We start from the raw sequence: 18226 nt of genomic DNA, 5'->3' as shown, positions 1-18226 counted from the left end.
CCCCGTGGCCAAACCTGCCTCCGTTTATTTGCCGCCCGCCTTTCTTGACGCGACGCGTGCCATCATGCCCGCCGACCTGTCGATGGACGATTTTATTGCCGCCTGCCAACGCCCGCTGCGCCGCAGCCTGCGAGTGAATACGCTGAAAATCAGCGTTACCCACTTTTTGACGCTGGTGCAGGATTACGACTGGCAGTTGGAGCCGATCCCCTGGTGCGCGGAAGGCTTTTGGATCGAGCGCAAAGACGAGGAACTGCGGCTGGGTAGCGCGGCGGAACACTTGAGCGGCCTGTTCTACATTCAGGAAGCCAGCTCGATGCTGCCGGTCAGCGCACTGTTCGCCGCAGGGGAAACGCCACGTCGGGTGCTGGACGTCGCCGCCGCGCCGGGTTCCAAAACCACTCAGATTGCGGCCTTGATGAACAACCAGGGTGGCATTGTGGCGAACGAATATTCCGCCAGCCGGGTCAAGGTGCTGCATGCCAACATCAGCCGCTGCGGGGTTAAAAACACGGCGCTCACCCACTTTGACGGGCGGGTATTCGGCGCCGCACTACCGGAAAGCTTCGACGCCATTCTGCTGGATGCACCCTGCTCCGGTGAAGGCGTAGTACGCAAAGATCCGGACGCCATGAGCAACTGGTCGCCGGAGAGCGTTGCCTCCATCGCCGAGACTCAGCGCGAGCTGATCGACAGCGCCTTCCATGCCCTGGCACCGGGTGGCGTCATGGTCTACTCCACCTGCACGCTCAACGCGCAGGAAAATCAGCAGATCGTCAACGGGTTGCTGGCGACCTATGGCGACGCGGTCAGCGTCGAGCCATTGGGCGAACTGTTCCCAGGCGCCAAACAGGCCCTGACCGCCGAAGGCTTCCTGCACGTGTTCCCGCAGATCTACGACAGCGAAGGCTTCTTCGTGGCCCGCCTGCGCAAACATCACTCCGTGCCCGCGTTGGCGAAACCAAGCTATAAGCTGGGCAAATTCCCGTTCGCGCCGCTTTCCGCCAAGGACTCTGCTGAAATCGCCCAGGCCGCCGCTGCTTCCGGGTTGGTGTGGGATGAAACCAGCCGCCTGTGGGCGCGCGATAAAGAGATTTGGCTGTTCCCCGCCGAGCTGGAAACGTTCGTCAACAAAGTACGTTTTTCCCGCATTGGGCTGAAACTGGCCGAACGCTTCACCAAGGGCTATCGCTGGCAGCACGAAGCGGTGATCGCGCTGGCGGCGGCTGACGGTAAGCAGCGCTTTGAGCTGGATGCCACACTGGCGCAGGAGTGGTATCACGGCCGCGACCTGTACCCGGACTCACCGCCGCTGACCGATGAATGCATCGTGACCTATCAGCAACAGCCGCTGGGGATCGCCAAACGCATCGGCAGCCGGATAAAAAACAATCTGCCCCGCGAACTGGTTCGCGACGGTGCGTTGGATTTTCATCAGTAGATGCGCTGAAACTGGCCGGAAAATGCCGGCCAGTTAATGGCGCTAATAATATTCCGATAGGGGAATATTATTATTCTAATCATTTACCCTTTTCGGCATTATCCTCCCGACTTGCCAAATATACCGACGCCTTTCAAAAATAAAGATAATTTTTGGCTCCTGACCAAGACAATTCAGCATTCTTATTCTATTAATTAAACTGTAAATAAATTAATGCGTTTAACCCGGTTCCGGGCGGCGCTTTTGTGGGATTCTCCCTTACACAGCAAGGAAACTAATATGAAAAAAACTCTGATGGCATTGACCTCGGTAGCCACCCTGCTGTGCGCAAACGGCGCAGCTAACGCAGCAGGCACTATTCAGGGCAACCTGGGCGTAACCTTAACCATCGGCGCGGGTTGCGTGGTCGGCGGTGGAAACAGCGCGGGTAGCGCCAACGACTTTGGCGCCATTAGCTTCGGGACTTACTCTTCCCTGTCCAACATTATTGACGCCAGCGCAACCGGTTCCGGCGGTGCAGGTACCCTGTCGCTGACCTGTACCACAGGCACCGCCTATACCGTGGCGTTGAATAACGGTCTGCACGTGGGTGCCGGTAACCAACGCCAAATGGCCAGTACGGCCGGCGCATTGATCAAGTACAACCTCTATCAGGATTCGGCCCGCGCTACCGCCTGGTCCAGCGGCGCCAATGCCCTGACCGGCACCGGTACCGGCTCAGCGGTTCCATTAATTGTCTATGGTCGTGTCCCGGCGGCGGCCACTACGCCAGATCCTGATACCTACAACGATACCGTGACGATGACGGTAACCTGGTAACAGTGCGGCAAGCCCTTTTTGTTTTTGGGTTGCTGACGCTGAGCCTGGCGGTGAACGCGGATAGCAAAACCGCCACCATCGGCGTCAGTGCTACCTTGTTGAAGGCCTGTGAAGCAGGCAGCAACTCGGGCGGCAATGTCAGCTTTGGTTCGCTGGACTTTGGTACGGTCTATTTCCTCACTACCAACGTCAGTATTGCCGGGCAACAAAACGCGGGCGCCATTCGTGTCAAATGCAACAACGGCACCAGTTACAACGTCCTGCTGGGCGGCGGACAAAGCGGTAACACCGCGGCGCGTTACCTGAAAAGTGCCGCTGGCCAACAGGTGAACTACAACCTGTATACCACCAGCGCCCACAGCACCATTTGGGATAATTTGACCGGAGTATCGCAAACCGCCAACGGTCAGGATAACTGGTTACCGGTGTATGGCATGATCCCGGTGCAATCCACTCCTCCGATCGGCAGCTACACCGACACCGTGCAGGTCACCATCAATTGGTAAGGGTAATGCGTATTTTAAGCGGTGGTTTACTGCTCTGGATGATAACGCCGCCGGTACTGGGCGACACGGGCGTCAACGATCAGCAAAAAACCCAGGCGCTTACCGTCAACGCGACGGTAGTGAAAGGCTGTATTTTGGGCAGCGGCAGCAGCGATGTCACCACCTTCGGCAACCTCAACTTTGGACAGATCTCCTCGTTAGCCAGCAATATCAGCATAGTTTCCAGTTCGGGGGCCGGTTCCGTGCTGTTTCGCTGCAACCCAGGTCTGAGCGTCACGTTGGCGCTTGGCATCGGCAACAATATCACCGGTTCTATCTCCGCCGGACGCAAATTGAAAAATACCCTGACCCCCGAGACCCTGATTTATCAGCTTTACCAGGACAGTAATTATTCCACCATTTGGGGCGATGGCAGTAACGGCGGCACCACAGAGGTCGTCGCCGCGACCGGTAGCACCCAGGAAATAAAAGTTTATGCCCGTTTGTTCTCGACCAGTACCCTGCCCACCAGTGGCACATACAGCGATACGGTCTTACTGACGGTCACTTATTAGTATTTTGAATAAGGATTTAGCCATGCGCATACCCTTCCGACTGCCACTGACGGCAGCGCTGCTGATTGTCGGCCAACAACAGGCTCTCGCCGCCGCGTCAATCCTGATTTGGCCCATAGATCCAGTGATTGAAGATCAACAACCCGCGACGGCGCTATGGTTGGAAAATCGGGACAGCAAGCCGGTCTATATGCAAGTGCGGGTGCTCGGCTGGAAACAGACCGCCGGTAAAGACGACTACAGCAACCAAAGCGAAGTCATCGCCAGCCCGCCGGTTGCCTCAATTGCACCAGGAAAACGCCAACTGATCCGGCTGGTTAAACAAACCCCGCCGCCCGCCGGGCAGGAGCGCGCCTACCGTATTCTGATTGATGAAGTCCCGGTAAAAGATTCAGGCAGTCAATCCGCGCCAGAAGGGGCGCAGATGGGGCTGAAATTCCAGATGCGCTATTCAGTCCCGTTGTTTGTCAGCGGTAAAGGGGTCTGGACCAAGCAAGACTCAGAAAAACCGCGCGATTACGCCACCGCCAACCAGCCGCAGCTCAGCTACCGTCTGTTGCAACAGAGTAGCCAACGTTGGCTGGAGGTGCGCAACCAGGGCATCGTACATGCACGTATCTCCAAAGTGACGATGCAGGGAAAAACGCTTAATGCCGGTCTGATGGGGTATGTGTTGCCCGGTTCGCAGATGCGCTTTGCCCTGCCGGCATCGGGCAGTTTCAGCAGCGGTCAGTTGCAAGCCACGGTCAACGATAACAAACAGCCGATAACCTTAACCGCTTATTGAGCTTGATGTGCCGTTAACCAGGATACCGTCCCCCAGGCGTAACGGGTTCGGGCTGAAGCCGTTAGCATTCGCCGTACTGTGCGCAGTGGCCACGCCGTGGCTACCGTACGCTTGCGCCGACGATTTGCCGCCGCCGCCCAGCGCCATCAGCATGCCGGATACCACCCTGTATCTGGAGCCGGTGGTCAATAGTCGTCAGACCGGGAAAGTGGTGCCAGTGACCTATCGCGGCGGCCACTATTACCTCACACCACAGCAGTTGCTCGACGCCGGCCTGCCGGTAGCGGATAAACAGGCGAAAGAAATCGCCGTCGACCAATTAGAGAAAGTGGACGTCACCTACAGCGGTGAAACCCAACAGTTGATGATCAACGTCCCCAACGACTGGCTACCCAATCAAAAATTCAACGCTCAGAACCCACTGGATCGCCTGCCGGCGCAGAGCAGCCTCGGCCTGCTGTTCAATTACGATTTGTACGCCAGCCAAAGCAGCGCCAACGGCCAGCCGGGCTCTCTTTCTGCCTGGACAGAACAACGGCTGTTCGATGGCTTTGGCGTGGTGTCGAACACCGGTATTTTCCGCGGCAGCTTTAACACCTCCGCCAACAGTGAGCAGGACAACCGTTATATCCGCTACGACAGTCAGTGGCGCTACAATGATGATGACCGCCTGCTTAGCTATACCGCCGGCGATCTCACCACCGGCGCCCTGACCTGGAGCAGTTCGGTGCGTATCGGCGGCGTCCAGCTGGCGCGTAATTTTGCTTCCCGGCCAGACCTGATCACCTATCCGCTACCGCAGTTCTCGGGCCAGGCGGCACTGCCCAGCAGCGTCGATCTGTATATCAACAGCTATAAAAACAGCAGCACCAGCGTTAACCCCGGTCCTTTCACCCTGGATACCGTGCCCTACATTAACGGCGCGGGCCAAGCCACCGTGGTCACCACCGATGCACTGGGCCGACAAGTCAGTACCGTGGTGCCGTTTTATGTCGCCAGTAACCTGTTGCAGACCGGCATGAGCGATTTCAGCCTGTCCGCCGGTGCCCTGCGACGCAATTATGGCATGAGCTCTGCCGATTATGGCCAGTGGGTGACCAGTGGCAGCGGACGTTACGGCGTCACTGACTGGTTGACTCTGGAAGGCCGCGCCGAAGGCGCAGCGGAATTGGCGGTGGGTGGCGCAGGTGCGAATATTCGCCTTGGTCAATGGGGCGTTTTCAATGCCTCGTACAGCTACAGCCAGGCCAGCGATAATGCCTTTAACGATTATCAACCTTCGCAACAACCCAACTACTACGATGCCCTGACCGGTCAACCTATCCCGCAGCCCGATCCGCAACCGGTCTATCAATACAGCTCCAATCATGGCGATCAAAGCAGCATCGGCTACACCTACAGCAACCGCTATTACAGTCTGAATGCTCAGCGCATCCTGCGCAGCGCCGGCTTCGGTGATATTTCGGTGTATAAAAGTGACTATCGTCTGAGCCGCCGTACCGATCAACTGACCGGCAGTATCGGTCTGAACCGATTCGGTAGCATTGGCGCCGGCTATTTCGATGTCCGTGACGCCATTGGCCAACGCACTCGTCTGGCCAACTTCTCCTACAGCATCTCGCTGTGGCGCAATACCAGTCTGTATGCGTCAGTGAACCGTGAAATCGGCAGCAGCGGCTATAGCGCCCAATTGCAACTGTCCATTCCCTTCGACAGTTGGGGTACCGCCAGCGTCAGCGCCTCTCGTGACAACAACAATCGCTGGAACCAACGCGTCAGCTACAGCCGTGCCGCGCCGACCGACGGTGGTTTGGGCTGGAACCTGGCCTATGCGGACGGACAGAGCAGCGACAGCTATAGCCAGGCCGATATCACCTGGCGTACCCGCCTGCTCGAAGCCCGCGGCGGGATGTACGGCAACAGCAATGATTATACCCGCTGGGGCGAAGTGAGCGGCTCGCTGGTGGCAATGAAAGGCGATCTGTATGCCACTAACACCATCAATGACGCCTTCGCCCTGATCTCTACCGAGGGCTACCCGGACATCCCGGTCCGCTATGAAAATCAGTTAATCGGGGTGACCAACGCCAAAGGCTATTTGCTGGTGCCAACCGTCACTTCCTACTACCACGCCAAATTCCAAATCGATCCGCTCAACCTGCCTGCAGACGTGGCGGTTCCCACCGTAGAGAAAACCGTGGCAATCCGCGATCACAGCGGTTTTCTGGTCGATTTTCCCATCCAGCACATTTCCGCCGCCGACGTCAAACTGGTCGACGCCCAGGGCAAACCACTGGCTAATGGCAGTGAAGTGGCCGTTATCGGCAGCAAACAGCAAAGCTACGTCGGTTGGGATGGCATGGTCTATGTGGATCCGGTGCAATTGCAAAACCGGCTGAGCGTTATCCCGGCAGACGGCAGTGCCCCTTGCCAGGCGCAATTCAACCTGACCAAAACCCAGGGTATCCAAAGTATCGGGCCGATCGTTTGCCAGTAACTCATTATGGAGACAAATATGATCCGTGGAACCAAGGCGTTATTGCTGGCGCTGCTCTTGCTCACAGCCCGCCAGGCGCTCGCCGACTGTACCACCACCAACGGTGCCGTGACGCTGCCCGGCAGCAGCTCTTTTGCCGTCTACAACGGTTCGCTCAGCGCTCAAGGTACCGCCGGGCTCAACTGCAGCGGCCTTGGCCTGTCGCTGCTGACGCAAAACACCGTGACGGTTAAAATCAACTCGACCACCCACAATATGGCGCTGGCTAACACCGACGGTTCCGGCGATCAGATTCCTTATTTGATTTACCCCGATGCGAATTACCAATATCCCTACAGCGTCGGACAAACCATCGATTACAGTTCACTGAACCTGTTGACGCTGATCCTGATCTCGCCCAACGTCAATTTCCCGCTGTATATCAAAACTACCGCCGGGGCTAACGTGCGCGCAGGTACCTATACCGATACCGTCAACCTGGTGTGGAATTACCATATCTGCGGCCTGGGTCTGATTGGGCTTTGCATCTGGTGGGACGGCACCAATAAGCCCAGCACCGTGAACATCAGCCTGACGATCACCAAAGATTGTTTGCTGGGTACTGCACAAAACGTCAATTTCGGCAGCATGGCATTGGTGGGTCAGTTTAATCCGGTGAACCAAAGCATCACCCTCACCTGCACTAAAACCGAGGGGTACAATACCTACTTTACCGATGGTAATAACCCCGTCACCGGATGGCGCCGAATGAAAAGTGGCACCAGCAACTATCTGCAGTATCAAATTTACCTGCCCAACACCACCACGGTGTGGAACAGCGCTAACAAGCAAGCAGGATCTGGCACAGGGCTGGCACAAAGCATTCCCTACCTGGCGCAAATCAACCAGGCGCAAACCGAAGTGCCGGTGGGCACCTACCAGGACAACCTGAGTTTTGTCGTGGAGTATTAAGCCCCTGCGCTAGCCGCTGAATGCTCATGTTGCCAGTTTGTATTTTTTATGTGGCATTTTTTGCTCATTTAGCTATGCTGATTAAGATGACCCAACTGGTCACACCTCATACCAGCACAGCAAGCAAGGAGTTCCAATGGGCAAAACCGTGGTGAAAATAGGCAGTTTCGAGGTTGATGACGCACATTTGTCCTCCTCGCCCGAGCAGGTCAGTACACTGGCGATCCCTTGCAAGTCGGATCCCGATTTGTGCATGCAGTTAGACGGTTGGGATGAGCACACCAGCATCCCGGCAATACTCGATGGCAAGCAATCGCTGCTGTATAAGCAGCATTACGATCGCCAGACCGATGCCTGGGTAATGCGGTTGGATTGAATGATGGAATATCTGAGAACGCGCGCTGTTTCGCTGGGAACAACGCGCGTTCTTTTATGCTATTGCGATACCGCGCCCGGCGAAAAAGCGGGCAAAGCTGCCCAACGGTAAGGTGACCTGTTGGCGCGATTGCGGCCGATCGCCAGACGGATTGTGGAATGTCACGCTCTGTACCTCAGCGGCGGTAATCAACACCAGATGGCCGCCCCGCTGTGGCGGTGTCTGTTCGGGCCAGCGGATGCCAGGGTGCACCGAGGCCATAAAATAGCGTCGCTGCGCCAACAGCTGTGGCAGCGCTTGCGCCTCAATACCCACCTGAACCTCCGCCTCCAGGGCGAACTGCTCACGCACAAAGTCGACAAAGGGCGCATAAATCAGCCCCTTGATGCGCTCCCCCTCACGCACGTAAGCCCCATAAGGCAAACTGCGGCGCGCCAGCTCCAACAGCGGCGGCGCATCGCCGTCGCGGTGGCTCAACACCATTTTCAGGCAGGCCATACCGCAAACGTGATTCGCCCATTCGATATATTCAGCCCGGTCGCGCGCGCCGCTGAGCGCCCAGTTAGCGTCATCCGCCAGCGTCACGCGCCCGGCAATCAGGTCGGCCGCCAGCTCAGGCGTCGCCCATTGGCAGACGTAAGGAACGGGGGACGTCAAATCAGAAAGTCTCTGTGACTTTGAAATTCATCAGCACCAGCGTCATGTCCGGTGAGAACAGCTCATATTCTTCAAAGAAGCTCTGCAGCTCTTTACGCCAATAAGCCAGCGAACGGTCACCTTCCCCTTCGGCAAAAGCATGGGCCTCATCAACCTGATCGTAGGTTTTCATCTCTACCGACGTCAGTTCCACCGCGCAAACCGGCTGACCTTTACCATCCACCACCACAAATACGTCACCGGCCAGCGGGATGCCTTCGCCGTCCAGATTGGAGCAGGTTGCCGTCTTGGTGCCGTCCAGGATCAGCTTGGCCACGTCGTCGGCCTGCTGCTCGGTCTTGCCGAACGCCCAACGCTCGGTGTTTTCATATTTCTTCGGAATTTCGCTCGCCATTGCCATACCTTTTTAAATAAATCATTGTGCAGACAGAATAGTACAACGTATCCGGCGCTGCCTGCACTGCCGAATTCAGCCCGCAGCCGCCTTATTGGGCTCTTTTAACGGCTGTTTGAGGTAAACCCCTGTGCCTATGCCGGGACAACAGGCATACTGTGAACGCAATTCACTCAATGGCTCTCGGCCAGGCGGTAAAATGAAGAATGACGACAAAGACCCCGATGACACCTTCAGCGACCTGTTAAAAGTTCTGGCGGTGGTGATGATTGTCATCTTTGCTATCGGCGGCTGGTATTTCAGCTGATCACTAAAACAGGAGGTCACATTGGCCACCAAACGCATGCGCAGCAAGCACTGGAAGATGTTTTTAATATTATTGCTGATCTGTCTCGCCCTACTGTTATTGCGCTGGGCGGCAATAGTTTTCGGCTAACGGCAAGGAGCAGGCCCCATGGCAAAACGAAATGGCAACGGCGTACAAATCGCCTTACTGCTGCTGGCGCTGGTTATTTTGGTCTGCGGTATTTTGATGATCACCACCGACCTGGGTCACCAGGTGCTTGAAGAGATCGAAGATATTCTCGAGTAACGCAGTCCGGCCGGATACTGACACGCCTTCTTTCAGTGTTCCCGCTTCGCGGGTTGCTTAGCCTCAGGCTCCAACAACTCGCGTAAATAGGTAATTCTCGCCTCCCCTTGCGGCAGCCATAAACGGTACAGCCAATGTTGCGCTTCAGCCCGCCGGCTCCGGCGATGGTACTCAGCCAGTTTATCGACCAGTCTCATCATTCACCCTCCAGATATTCGACACTGTTAGTATTGGACGAAAAAACCAGAAGAAATACTGATGGCTTGTTTTTTATGCATCCGGTTTTGGCATTGTGCGATCGGTACGGTGGCGCCCCCTGACCTCAACTGCTACATTGACCAAAAATCACCCAGCCGAGGTAACCCATGATGTTCTCGGAGCAGGAGATAAAAACCGTGTGGGATGAAGTGGCGCGTTTGATCGGCGACAGCGTGATGCAGTTGCGTCATCGCGGCGAGGTTTTATCGGTCGAAACGCTGGCAAAACACCTGGCGCAGCAACTGGCCGAAAGCAACGACATTGAACGCCGGATCCTGATAAGCGCGGCGATCAACATGCTGAAAGATGGAAAATGAATCGCCAACCGGATTGGTTGGCGATTCGGCAGAAGCCCGAGGTATGCAAGCCCGGCCTTCTGTGCGCTACTATGTCAGGCTAACATGACGAAATTAATAGGAATTGTCGTGTTTTTCCCAATAAAGCACTATTTTTGTTGCCTGCAACCGTCAAACCAGCACGAAATCGCTCTCCACCAGCGGCTGGCCAATCACTTTCACCAGGAAGTCACTGCTGTCGAACCCACCTCCCAGATTGATTGCCACATCGTTGACGTGATTGAGCTCATCGTAAGTTAACAAGGCTTCACCGGCCTTACCGCTGAACTGACTAACGAACTCGATGCCATTGCTGCTGCCGGTGTTGAACAGCGTCAGATCGATTTTGTCTTCACCGCTGACAAAATCCACGATCCAATCCGGCGCATCAGCACGTGATTCGTTGGCGGCGAAATAAACGAAGGTGTCCTTACCCTCATTACCAAACAGATGATCCGATTCACCGCCGCCGTACAGAATGTCGTCCCCCGCTCCGCCGATTAAAATGTTATTGGTGGCGTTGCCGATGATCACATCGTTGCCGGATCCCCCAAACGCATTTTCGATGGTCACACCGGCGGCAATTGACACGTTCCCTTCCAGGCCGCCCACGTCGGAGAAGGACTTCTCGTTGAGGTTAATACGTTGATTCTGGCTAAAGCCTGAGAAATCAAAGGTGTCCGTACCGCCTGCATCCCAGGCGCTGAACACGATTTTATCCTGCGCGTGGGTGGCGGAGAGAAAATCACGATCGGTATTGGAATTAAAGCCGTAAACCGTGTCGCCGCTGCGGGTAGACATATTGGCGCCATAGAACTGCTGGATCGCCGTAATGTCATTTAACAGCGGAGCCGAAGAGTAAGCGCCTTTGAAATCTTGGCCGGTGCTGCTTTCACCAAAGTAGCTCATCACGCTGTGGGCGCGGCTGTCTTCAAAATAGGTCGCGTCATTGTTGTAAGTGATGCTCACACCCGGGGCAGCGTTGTAATCCCCAGGGTGCTGGAGCCCCAGCGCATGGCCAATTTCATGCGTCAACGTCTGACGGCCATATTCGTTTTCATGGATCAGGTTATTGGCGAACACATTGCTTGTGGCGTTGTACCAGGTTTGCCCAGCCACCGATGGGGAGGTATCGGGGTTATAGGCGAAGGCATAGGAGCCGCGTGAACTGACATCGAACAGGCCAAATTTGATATTGGCACTTTGGGTATCGCTGGTTTCGGTAAACGTGATATTGGCCACATCCGACCAGGATTGCAGCGAAAGTTTCGCCTGTTCGCGCTGCTGTTCATTGAAACTGCTGAAGCCGCCGATCCCCATGCTAGACATGTTGCCTGGCGCCTGTTCCCAGAAGCTGTAACTCAGGTTAACCGCGGTATCGGTCACACCTTTGTCGTGCCAACTGCGGTCGCCGCGGATCAATGCCAACCCGGCATCTTCAAAACTTTTCGAAGGGTGAATGACGTTCAATTCAGGATCGCTGTCAGCCTTATAGGCTCCTTGAAGGGCCAATACGCTTGTAGCTTCTGCCGATGGGTTAACGCGTTGATTGCTTGATGACATTAGAGTATCTCCATATTCGTCATTTCAGTGAGTCGCTACGATCACTGTCGGATGGCCTTAATGGCCGTGTTCCGGTGCTGAATAAATACGGGGATCTCGCTAATGCGGTTGGCGCCCTCCATGAGCACTCTTAATGAGAACGATAATCCCTTAAAGAACAGGATAGACACTTTTTATTAAAATACAGAACTATCTGATTAAAATATTACCTTCAACTCCGACTCCGTTTGAGTGCTTATTATTAGCGGCAGGCGAAAATAAAAAAACCGGGGCAATCCACCCCGGCAATCCTTAATTTAGCCCGGATTCAAATTAACCAACCCAATAACAGCGTGGCGCCGATAACGGTAGAGGCACCGCCGATGCGCGTGGCGATTTGCGCGAACGGCATCAGCCCCATCCGGTTAGATGCGGAGAGAATGGCGACATCGCCGGTACCGCCTAAGCCACTGTGGCAGCAGGTAACAATCGCCGCTTCAACCGGGAACATTTTCAGGTAAGGCGCAATCAGGAAACTCACCAGCCCCATCGACAACACCACCGAACCGCATACCACCACATAACCGACCGAGAACACCGCCACGACACTTTCCAGCGGAACATACAGCATGCCGAGGCCAATCATCAGCGGCCACACCAACGCGGTGGAGACGAACTTATAAAAACTGTGCGCACCGGTTTCCATTGAGGTTGGGATCACCCGGCAATATTTGCACAGCACCGCAAACAGAATCATCAGCACCGGACCGGGAATATGCACGATATGTTCGAACAGGCCACCGACGATAAAGAAGGCACAAATCACCAGCAGGCCACCGCCCATCAGCTGGAAATCGACGTTGCCGCTGGTTTCCTTGATATCGAATACCGCGTTTTCCTCCGCCGAACGGATCAGCATGCCGTCGCCGCTCAACGCCTTGCGTTTCATGCCCAGTCGCGCCAGCACTCCGGCCGCGACAATGGCAAAGATATTGCCCAGCACCGCCGCCGGCGCCAGTTGCGCCACATACACGTCGGGTGTCGAACCCAGAATGGCGGAATACGCCAGCGACAGCGGCAAAATGCCCTCGCCGATACCGCCACCGATGATCGGCACGATGATAAAGAAAAAGGTGTGATAGAAGGTAAAACCAAACAGCTTGCCCACCAGCAATCCGGTTGCCACCGCCGTTACCGTGCCCACCACCAGCGGGACGAACATACGGATCATGCCCTGGATCAGAATCACCCGGTTCATGCCAAGAATACTGCCGACCACCAGGCTGGCGATCACAAAGTACAGCAGATTGGCGTCTTTCATCAGCAGATGGACGGTACCCATCACGTTCGGCTGGAAAAAATTAAAGTACACCAGCACCGAAGGCACCATCAGGCACAGAATGGCCGGGCCGCCAATATCACGCAGTACCGGAATGCTTTTACCTAAATGCGCCAGCGCAAAGCCCAGCGTCATGATCACCGCCAGGCCGCCGATCATATTCTTTGGCAGGAAGTTGGCGTAGGCCGATACGGCGACAATCGCGCAAATAGTGATAAACAGCGCAACCGGCACGGCACCGATATCCATTTTCCGCAGGTGGTTAATCAATCCTGATGAATCAGGTTGCGGTATTTCTTTCTCACAGGTCATTTCTGCATTTATCTGTTTCATTATTCACCCTGCTGACAAGCGTTCAGTGTGGAGCGGATCGACTAATGGCATATAAAATAATTTATAAGCTTTAAAAGGTACGTTTCGGAATGGGCTTATTTATAATAAATAAAATAGTGGACAGCACTGACAATATGATAAAAAATAAAAATACAAAACCAAATTACCTCTTATTAACTCAATATTGTGAGCCCCCGCCAATGTTGGCTTTAATTAATTATCGTCAGCGTTTTGTAATTAAATTAATCAGGCGCTAATTCACTGCTATGCTATAGATGGAAGTAAAAATCCGTGCGTTTATTAATGAGAACCGGAGCGGTAAATAGCTGAATCCGGTCAGCTTGTACCCGAGCCTTGCTCTGCACGCGGCACCGTGCGGAAAGCAGACACATAATATATGCCCTATCGCTTTCAAAGGCCGTGGTCAGAAAGGCGAAGGGCATAGAACTAATAAGGAAGTAGGATATGTCTTCAATCGCGATTACCCCACAAACGCTGGCCCGCTACGGTATCCACCAGGCTACCGAGATCGTCCATAATCCCAGCTATGAACAACTGTTTATCGAGGAAACCCGCGCCGACCTGCCGGCGCTGGAGCGCGGTACGTTAACGACGTTGGGCGCGGTCAACGTCGATACCGGCGAATTCACCGGCCGTTCTCCGAAAGACAAATACATCGTGCGTGACGACACCACGCGCGATACCGTTTGGTGGTCCGACAGCGGCACAGGCAAAAACGACAACCAGCCGCTGTCGCCGGAAGTGTGGCAACATCTGAAAACGCTGGTGGGTAACCAACTTTCCGGCAAGCGTCTGTTTGTGGTGGATGCCTTCTGTGGCGCCAACGCAGACACCCGCCTGAAAGTGCGTTTCATCACCGAGGTGGCCTGGCAGGCGCACTTTGTCAAAAACATGTTTATCCGCCCGTCGGATGAAGAGCTGCAGAATTTCGAGCCGGACTTTGTGGTGATGAACGGTGCCAAATGCACCAATCCTGACTGGAAACAGCAGGGGCTGCATTCGGAAAACTTCGTCGCCTTTAACCTGACCGAACGCATACAGCTGATCGGCGGGACCTGGTACGGCGGCGAAATGAAAAAGGGCCTGTTCTCGATCATGAACTACCTGCTGCCGCTGCAGGGTATTGCCTCGATGCACTGCTCAGCCAACGTGGGCGAACAGGGTGACGTGGCGGTCTTCTTCGGCCTGTCCGGCACCGGTAAAACTACCCTCTCCACCGATCCTAAACGCCAGCTGATCGGCGATGACGAGCACGGCTGGGACGACGACGGCGTATTCAACTTCGAAGGCGGCTGTTATGCCAAGACCATCAAGTTGTCTCCTCAGGCTGAGCCGGAGATTTATCAGGCTATCCGCCGGGACGCGCTGTTGGAAAACGTGCAGGTGCTGGCCGATGGCAGCATCGATTTCGATGACGCCGGCAAGACCGAAAATACCCGAGTCTCTTACCCGATCAACCACATCGAAAACATCGTCAAACCCGTGTCCAAGGCGGGACATGCCAAGAAAATAATCTTCCTGACGGCGGATGCCTTCGGCGTATTGCCGCCGGTATCACGCCTGACACCGGAACAAACCCAATATCACTTCCTGTCCGGCTTCACTGCCAAGCTGGCCGGCACTGAGCGCGGCATTACCACCCCAACCCCGACCTTCTCCGCTTGTTTCGGCGCGGCGTTCCTGACGCTGCACCCGACGCAGTACGCAGAAGTGCTGGTAAAACGCATGGAAGCGGCCGGTGCACAGGCCTATCTGGTGAATACCGGCTGGAACGGCAGCGGCAAGCGTATTTCCATTAAGGACACCCGCGGCATCATCGACGCCATTTTAAACGGGGAGATCGAGCACGCCGACACCTTCAACCTGCCAATCTTTGGCTTGGCGGTACCGAAAGCATTGCCGGGGGTAGACCCTTCGATCCTCGATCCGCGTAAAACCTACGCCGACGAATCTCTGTGGCAGGAAAAAGCCCAGGATCTGGCCCAGCGCTTTATCGATAACTTTGCCAAATACACCGTCACCCCCGCAGGGGAAAAACTGGTGAGCGCCGGGCCTAAACTTTAAGCCACAGCGCGCGTTATCATCCTTACAGGGGCCAGCAGGCCCCTTTTTTATGCCAATTGCTTATCCAGATTGATCAACGCCTGCGCCAGCACCCTGGCCCCGTCCGCCAACTGTTGCTCGGTAACCGACTCCTCGGGACAATGGCTGCGCCCATTCAGACAGGGAATAAACACCATCCCCACCGGCCCGGTCGACCCCATATAAACCGCATCATGCCCGGCACCGCTCGGCAGCCGGCGGCCGGCCAACCCCAGCGAATGAGCTGCCCCCTCGATCGCCTGCATCACCGTTTCCGCGCAGGCGGTGGGCCGTGCACGGCTGACATGCTGCAATTGCGTCTGTAAATCCAGACTCTGCAAACGTGGCCGACAGTTTTCCAACAGCGCTTCCGGGAAAGTCTCCAACAGCGCCTGACTGTCACTGCGCACCTCCAGCATCAGTTCTACCTGCCCTGGCACCGCATTGGGGACATTTGGCGTCATGGCGATGCGCCCTACGGTCGCCACCACATAATGTGGATTGCCGCTTTGCTGTAACGCCATCGCGTGCGCCTGCTCAATCACATGCGCTGCCCCGACCAAAGCATCGCGACGAATATCCATCGGCGTGGTACCGGAGTGATCCGGCTGCCCAAGCACCGTCACCAACACCCGGCGGATGCCGACGATGTGCGTCACCACGCCAATCGGCAGGTGCTGGCGCTCCAGCACTGGCCCCTGTTCAATGTGCAGCTCAACGTAAGCGGCGGTACCGCCCGGCAGGCGCAGCGGCCGGTTCAGTTTTTCCGGCTGAGCGCCAATACGCGTCATCGCCTCCGCCAGCGTTTCGCCTTGCGCGTTCCGGGAAGCCAGCATACCGCCGTCCAATTCACCGCTCATCGCCCGACTGCCCACGCAGGAAATACCGTAATCGCTGGGTTCTTCGGACAGAAAGTCGATAACCTCAAACGGGTGCTGCAAAACTATCCCCTGCTGGTGCAGACTATGGGCCATCTCAATCCCCGCTAGCACGCCGATAATGCCGTCATAGCGGCCACCGCCCACCACGGTATCGCAATGCGAGCCGGTCACCAGCGGTGGCAGATCGTTGCGCAGCCCGGCGCGCCGACCGATCAGGTTGCCGCCTTCGTCCAGCGTCACCGTCAGCCCAGCCTGCTTCATTTGTTCCGCCAGCCAGGCTCGCGCCTCGCTGAACAAGGGCGTAAAGGCCCGCCGCGTCCAGGGCACATCCGGCAAGGTCATTTGCGCCAGATGATTGACTCGCGCCCATAAGCGTTCACTGTTGATTAACTCGATCATTGGCCTGCTCCATTGGCAGCGTGCGGGCGCAGAAACTGTCCCGAGCCCGGCGAATTGAGAATGCGGCCCTCGGCAAAGACGGCCTGGCCGCGACAATAGGTGGCTTCCACCCGTACGCTGAACTCCATGCCTTCGAAGGCGCTCCATTTCACCGCCGACAAACTGTTCGCGGGATCGAATCGGTAGCGCTCGGGCCGCAATACCACAAAGTCGGCGTCCATACCTGTGTCAAACCCCCCTTTGCGATCGTCGAGCAGAAAATGCCGCGCGGGATTGCGACACAGCAGCTGCGCGACGGTGGTCGGCGCAATGCCGTGCTGCTCGCAGCCGGTCCACAACGCCGGCAACAGCGTCTCCAGCCCGGGGCCACCGGAGGCGTTTTTGAACACGTTGTCGTCCCCTTTACGCTCCAGCCCCCAACTGACGTGATCGGAAGAAACGAAGGTGCAGTCGCCCTGCGCAATATGGCTCCACAACAGTTCGGTTTCCGCTTTAGGACGGATCGGCGGGTAGTGTTTGGTCCTGGCACCAAACTGGCGCGTATGTTGTTCATGGTTGAGCATCAAATACTGTACGCAGGTTTCGATGCTGACCGGGTAGCCAGCCTGCCGATACATCCGATAAAGTTCGAAACCGCGTGAAGTGGAAACATGCACCGCATGGGCGCGAGCCCCGCTTTCCGCCCCCATTTCATAAATTAGCGCCGTTGCCAGATTTTCAATCAGCGGCGTGTGAGCACGCATAAATGCATCCCAGCCAGTGTCGCCGGCCTCGACCATTCGCTGGATATTTTTACGCGTCAGCTCCTGCATCTGGTTGTGTACCGCACAGGCCAGCCCGGTCGGCGCAATAAGTTCAAAAGCATGCATCAAGTCGTCTTCGTCCACCCGAGGAAACCGGCCCGGCGTAGCTTCAAAGGTGGAAAATTTAAAGGCACATACCCCACCTTCGATCAGTCCGGCAGCGGCATCGAACCCGTAGGTTGCGTTCAGGGTACCAAACAACGCCACGTCGACATGACAGTCACGCTCCACCTCGGCAATTTTTGCTTCCAGCAGAGCGCGGCACGCCACCGGCTGCGGATCGTCATAAGGCATATCGACCATCACGGTGATCCCCCCCGCCGCCGCCGCCCGCGACGCCCAGCCCAATCCTTCCTGATTCGCCTGACTGCCGGAATGCACCTGACCGTCAATCACCCCCGGCAGGATCCACTTGCCGCCAGCGTCGATCACCTGTGGGGCCTCCGGTGCCTGACCGCTGCCGCTGCCGCTGCCGATGATTTTACCGCCTGCGATGGCCAGCCAGCCGTCCGGAGTCACCCGCTCGGCATCCACCAGATTGCCCTTGACCACCAGCTCTGGCCGTTGACTCAGATTCATAGCGCCCCTCCCCTAATTCCATTGCATACAATAAATGCATAAAAATGCATATATCTCAGGTTATCAATCGGTCGATTGTG

19 protein-coding genes are annotated in these 18226 nt (G+C 56.0%); 12 read left to right on the top strand and 7 right to left on the bottom strand.

Annotated features, from left to right (window positions below):
• Positions 1-4 precede the first annotated feature (4 nt).
• The 5 genes from rsmF (at position 5) to EBA31_RS10935 (ending at position 4107) form a co-directional block, all read left to right on the top strand.
• Positions 5-1441 (top strand): 16S rRNA (cytosine(1407)-C(5))-methyltransferase RsmF, encoded by a 1437-nt coding sequence (gene rsmF / locus EBA31_RS10955; protein ID WP_122079011.1) that lies wholly within the window; start codon positions 5-7, stop codon positions 1439-1441.
• A gap of 279 nt (positions 1442-1720) precedes the next feature.
• A complete protein-coding gene (locus tag EBA31_RS10950; RefSeq protein ID WP_122079008.1) occupies positions 1721-2260 on the top strand; it encodes a spore coat U domain-containing protein in 540 nt (179 codons plus the stop codon).
• A 2-nt stretch (positions 2261-2262) separates the two neighbouring features.
• A complete protein-coding gene (locus EBA31_RS10945; RefSeq protein WP_020826544.1) occupies positions 2263-2766 on the top strand; it encodes a spore coat U domain-containing protein in 504 nt (167 codons plus the stop codon).
• A 5-nt stretch (positions 2767-2771) separates the two neighbouring features.
• Positions 2772-3320, top strand: a complete 549-nt coding sequence (locus EBA31_RS10940) for a spore coat U domain-containing protein (protein ID WP_122079005.1) — start codon at positions 2772-2774, stop codon at positions 3318-3320.
• A gap of 22 nt (positions 3321-3342) precedes the next feature.
• Positions 3343-4107: a molecular chaperone gene (locus EBA31_RS10935; protein ID WP_020826542.1), complete on the top strand. Its 765-nt coding sequence runs from the start codon at positions 3343-3345 to the stop codon at positions 4105-4107.
• Here the strand turns inward: EBA31_RS10935 and EBA31_RS26915 are convergent.
• Positions 4093-4260, bottom strand: a complete 168-nt coding sequence (locus tag EBA31_RS26915; RefSeq protein ID WP_020826541.1) for a hypothetical protein — start codon at positions 4258-4260, stop codon at positions 4093-4095. The two genes, EBA31_RS10935 and EBA31_RS26915, sit on opposite strands and share 15 nt — an antisense overlap.
• On the opposite strand from EBA31_RS26915, the gene EBA31_RS10930 reads away from it, so the two are divergent.
• The 3 genes from EBA31_RS10930 (at position 4259) to EBA31_RS10920 (ending at position 7931) form a co-directional block, all read left to right on the top strand.
• Positions 4259-6604, top strand: coding sequence for a fimbria/pilus outer membrane usher protein (locus EBA31_RS10930; RefSeq protein ID WP_122079003.1), 2346 nt, complete (start codon positions 4259-4261; stop codon positions 6602-6604). The two genes, EBA31_RS26915 and EBA31_RS10930, sit on opposite strands and share 2 nt — an antisense overlap.
• A gap of 18 nt (positions 6605-6622) precedes the next feature.
• Positions 6623-7555 (top strand): spore coat protein U domain-containing protein, encoded by a 933-nt coding sequence (locus EBA31_RS10925; RefSeq protein ID WP_020826539.1) that lies wholly within the window; start codon positions 6623-6625, stop codon positions 7553-7555.
• Between the two features lie 136 nt (positions 7556-7691).
• On the top strand, positions 7692-7931 hold the full coding sequence (locus EBA31_RS10920) for a DUF1480 family protein (RefSeq protein ID WP_044550237.1): 240 nt from the start codon (positions 7692-7694) through the stop codon (positions 7929-7931).
• Positions 7932-7985: 54 nt separating this feature from the next.
• Here the strand turns inward: EBA31_RS10920 and EBA31_RS10915 are convergent, their stop codons facing one another.
• A complete protein-coding gene (locus EBA31_RS10915; protein WP_122079001.1) occupies positions 7986-8588 on the bottom strand; it encodes a hypothetical protein in 603 nt (200 codons plus the stop codon).
• A 1-nt stretch (position 8589) separates the two neighbouring features.
• Positions 8590-8982 (bottom strand): ASCH domain-containing protein, encoded by a 393-nt coding sequence (locus EBA31_RS10910; RefSeq protein ID WP_020826536.1) that lies wholly within the window; start codon positions 8980-8982, stop codon positions 8590-8592.
• 343 nt (positions 8983-9325) lie between these two features.
• On the opposite strand from EBA31_RS10910, the gene yniD reads away from it, so the two are divergent.
• From yniD to EBA31_RS10905, 3 genes are all read left to right on the top strand, one after another.
• Positions 9326-9418: a small membrane protein YniD gene (gene yniD, locus EBA31_RS27075; protein ID WP_369982358.1), complete on the top strand. Its 93-nt coding sequence runs from the start codon at positions 9326-9328 to the stop codon at positions 9416-9418.
• An 18-nt stretch (positions 9419-9436) separates the two neighbouring features.
• Entirely contained in the window at positions 9437-9574 is a 138-nt protein-coding gene (locus EBA31_RS26785; RefSeq protein ID WP_153263172.1) for a hypothetical protein, read from the top strand.
• A 365-nt stretch (positions 9575-9939) separates the two neighbouring features.
• The gene (locus tag EBA31_RS10905) at positions 9940-10149 is read left to right on the top strand and encodes a hypothetical protein (RefSeq protein WP_041414492.1); all 210 of its coding nucleotides are present in this window, start codon (positions 9940-9942) and stop codon (positions 10147-10149) included.
• Positions 10150-10299: 150 nt separating this feature from the next.
• On the opposite strand, the gene EBA31_RS10900 is transcribed toward EBA31_RS10905, so the two are convergent.
• Both EBA31_RS10900 and EBA31_RS10895 read right to left on the bottom strand, forming a co-directional pair.
• The gene (locus tag EBA31_RS10900; RefSeq protein ID WP_122078999.1) at positions 10300-11730 is read right to left on the bottom strand and encodes a serralysin family metalloprotease; all 1431 of its coding nucleotides are present in this window, start codon (positions 11728-11730) and stop codon (positions 10300-10302) included.
• 307 nt (positions 11731-12037) lie between these two features.
• Positions 12038-13381, bottom strand: coding sequence for a 2-hydroxycarboxylate transporter family protein (locus tag EBA31_RS10895; RefSeq protein ID WP_020826531.1), 1344 nt, complete (start codon positions 13379-13381; stop codon positions 12038-12040).
• Between the two features lie 465 nt (positions 13382-13846).
• Between EBA31_RS10895 and pckA the strand changes: the two genes are divergently transcribed.
• The gene (gene pckA / locus EBA31_RS10890) at positions 13847-15466 is read left to right on the top strand and encodes a phosphoenolpyruvate carboxykinase (ATP) (RefSeq protein ID WP_122078997.1); all 1620 of its coding nucleotides are present in this window, start codon (positions 13847-13849) and stop codon (positions 15464-15466) included.
• A gap of 47 nt (positions 15467-15513) precedes the next feature.
• On the opposite strand, the gene EBA31_RS10885 is transcribed toward pckA, so the two are convergent.
• Together EBA31_RS10885 and EBA31_RS10880 are read right to left on the bottom strand one after the other, a co-directional pair.
• Complete coding sequence (locus EBA31_RS10885) at positions 15514-16764, bottom strand: Zn-dependent hydrolase (RefSeq protein WP_122078995.1); 1251 nt, start codon at positions 16762-16764, stop codon at positions 15514-15516.
• Positions 16761-18146, bottom strand: a complete 1386-nt coding sequence (locus EBA31_RS10880) for a dihydroorotase family protein (RefSeq protein WP_122078993.1) — start codon at positions 18144-18146, stop codon at positions 16761-16763. The genes EBA31_RS10885 and EBA31_RS10880 overlap by 4 nt, the downstream gene beginning before the upstream one ends.
• Positions 18147-18226: the final 80 nt, after the last annotated feature.

Origin of the sequence: Serratia sp. P2ACOL2, assembly GCF_003691565.1 — a bacterium.
Lineage (GTDB): Bacteria > Pseudomonadota > Gammaproteobacteria > Enterobacterales > Enterobacteriaceae > Serratia > Serratia liquefaciens.
The sequence above is the reverse complement of the archived record's forward strand: the minus strand, read 5'-3'. Positions and strand labels throughout refer to the sequence as shown.